General features: G+C 53.2%; 1 rRNA gene. It reads left to right on the forward strand.

From position 1 onward, the window contains the following. Positions 1-78: 78 nt before the first annotated feature. Positions 79-2728 (forward strand): 23S ribosomal RNA (locus tag ACMX2I_RS21565); the annotation flags it as partial.

Here is a 2728-nt window from a genome sequence, read left to right on the forward strand (position 1 = left end):
TGTTCTTTGAAAACTAGATAACAGTAGACATCACATTCAATTAGTAATACAAGATATCACATAGTGATTCTTTTTAACGGTTAAGTTAGAAAGGGCGCACGGTGGATGCCTTGGCACTAGGAGCCGATGAAGGACGGGACGAACACCGATATGCTTCGGGGAGCTGTAAGCAAGCTTTGATCCGGAGATTTCCGAATGGGGAAACCCACCACTCGTAATGGAGTGGTATCCATATCTGAATTCATAGGATATGAGAAGGCAGACCCGGGGAACTGAAACATCTAAGTACCCGGAGGAAGAGAAAGCAAATGCGATTCCCTGAGTAGCGGCGAGCGAAACGGGATTAGCCCAAACCAAGAGGCTTGCCTCTTGGGGTTGTAGGACACTCTGTACGGAGTTACAAAAGAACGAGGTAGATGAAGAGGTCTGGAAAGGCCCGCCATAGAAGGTAACAGCCCTGTAGTCAAAACTTCGTTCTCTCCTGAGTGGATCCTGAGTACGGCGGAACACGTGAAATTCCGTCGGAATCCGGGAGGACCATCTCCCAAGGCTAAATACTCCCTAGTGACCGATAGTGAACCAGTACCGTGAGGGAAAGGTGAAAAGCACCCCGGAAGGGGAGTGAAACAGATCCTGAAACCGTGTGCCTACAAGTAGTCAGAGCCCGTTAACGGGTGATGGCGTGCCTTTTGTAGAATGAACCGGCGAGTTACGATCCCGTGCAAGGTTAAGCAGAAGATGCGGAGCCGCAGCGAAAGCGAGTCTGAATAGGGCGCATGAGTACGTGGTCGTAGACCCGAAACCAGGTGATCTACCCATGTCCAGGGTGAAGTTCAGGTAACACTGAATGGAGGCCCGAACCCACGCACGTTGAAAAGTGCGGGGATGAGGTGTGGGTAGGGGTGAAATGCCAATCGAACCTGGAGATAGCTGGTTCTCTCCGAAATAGCTTTAGGGCTAGCCTCAAGGTAAGAGTCTTGGAGGTAGAGCACTGATTGGACTAGGGGCCCCTACCGGGTTACCGAATTCAGTCAAACTCCGAATGCCAATGACTTATCCTTGGGAGTCAGACTGCGAGTGATAAGATCCGTAGTCGAAAGGGAAACAGCCCAGACCGCCAGCTAAGGTCCCAAAGTATACGTTAAGTGGAAAAGGATGTGGAGTTGCTTAGACAACCAGGATGTTGGCTTAGAAGCAGCCACCATTTAAAGAGTGCGTAATAGCTCACTGGTCGAGTGACTCTGCGCCGAAAATGTACCGGGGCTAAACGTATCACCGAAGCTGCGGACTGTTCTTCGAACAGTGGTAGGAGAGCGTTCTAAGGGCTGTGAAGCCAGACCGGAAGGACTGGTGGAGCGCTTAGAAGTGAGAATGCCGGTATGAGTAGCGAAAGAGGGGTGAGAATCCCCTCCACCGAATGCCTAAGGTTTCCTGAGGAAGGCTCGTCCGCTCAGGGTTAGTCGGGACCTAAGCCGAGGCCGAAAGGCGTAGGCGATGGACAACAGGTTGATATTCCTGTACCACCTCCTCACCATTTGAGTAATGGGGGGACGCAGGAGGATAGGGTAAGCGCGGTATTGGATATCCGCGTCCAAGCAGTTAGGCTGGGAAATAGGCAAATCCGTTTCCCATAAGGCTGAGCTGTGATGGCGAGCGAAATATAGTAGCGAAGTTCCTGATTCCACACTGCCAAGAAAAGCCTCTAGCGAGGTGAGAGGTGCCCGTACCGCAAACCGACACAGGTAGGCGAGGAGAGAATCCTAAGGTGATCGAGAGAACTCTCGTTAAGGAACTCGGCAAAATGACCCCGTAACTTCGGGAGAAGGGGTGCTCTGTTAGGGTGCAAGCCCGAGAGAGCCGCAGTGAATAGGCCCAGGCGACTGTTTAGCAAAAACACAGGTCTCTGCGAAGCCGTAAGGCGAAGTATAGGGGCTGACGCCTGCCCGGTGCTGGAAGGTTAAGAGGAGCGCTTAGCGTAAGCGAAGGTGCGAATTGAAGCCCCAGTAAACGGCGGCCGTAACTATAACGGTCCTAAGGTAGCGAAATTCCTTGTCGGGTAAGTTCCGACCCGCACGAAAGGCGCAACGATCTGGGCACTGTCTCAACGAGAGACTCGGTGAAATTATAGTACCTGTGAAGATGCAGGTTACCCGCGACAGGACGGAAAGACCCCGTGGAGCTTTACTGCAGCCTGATATTGAATGTTGGTACAGCTTGTACAGGATAGGTAGGAGCCTTGGAAACCGGAGCGCTAGCTTCGGTGGAGGCATCGGTGGGATACTACCCTGGCTGTATTGACCTTCTAACCCGCCGCCCTTATCGGGCGGGGAGACAGTGTCAGGTGGGCAGTTTGACTGGGGCGGTCGCCTCCTAAAAGGTAACGGAGGCGCCCAAAGGTTCCCTCAGAATGGTTGGAAATCATTCGCAGAGTGTAAAGGCACAAGGGAGCTTGACTGCGAGACCTACAAGTCGAGCAGGGACGAAAGTCGGGCTTAGTGATCCGGTGGTTCCGCATGGAAGGGCCATCGCTCAACGGATAAAAGCTACCCCGGGGATAACAGGCTTATCTCCCCCAAGAGTCCACATCGACGGGGAGGTTTGGCACCTCGATGTCGGCTCATCGCATCCTGGGGCTGTAGTCGGTCCCAAGGGTTGGGCTGTTCGCCCATTAAAGCGGTACGCGAGCTGGGTTCAGAACGTCGTGAGACAGTTCGGTCCCTATCCGTCG

This window comes from Bacillus sp. SW14, from assembly GCF_047608225.1.
In the GTDB taxonomy this organism is placed as follows: Bacteria; Bacillota; Bacilli; order Bacillales; family Bacillaceae; genus Bacillus; species Bacillus subtilis_G.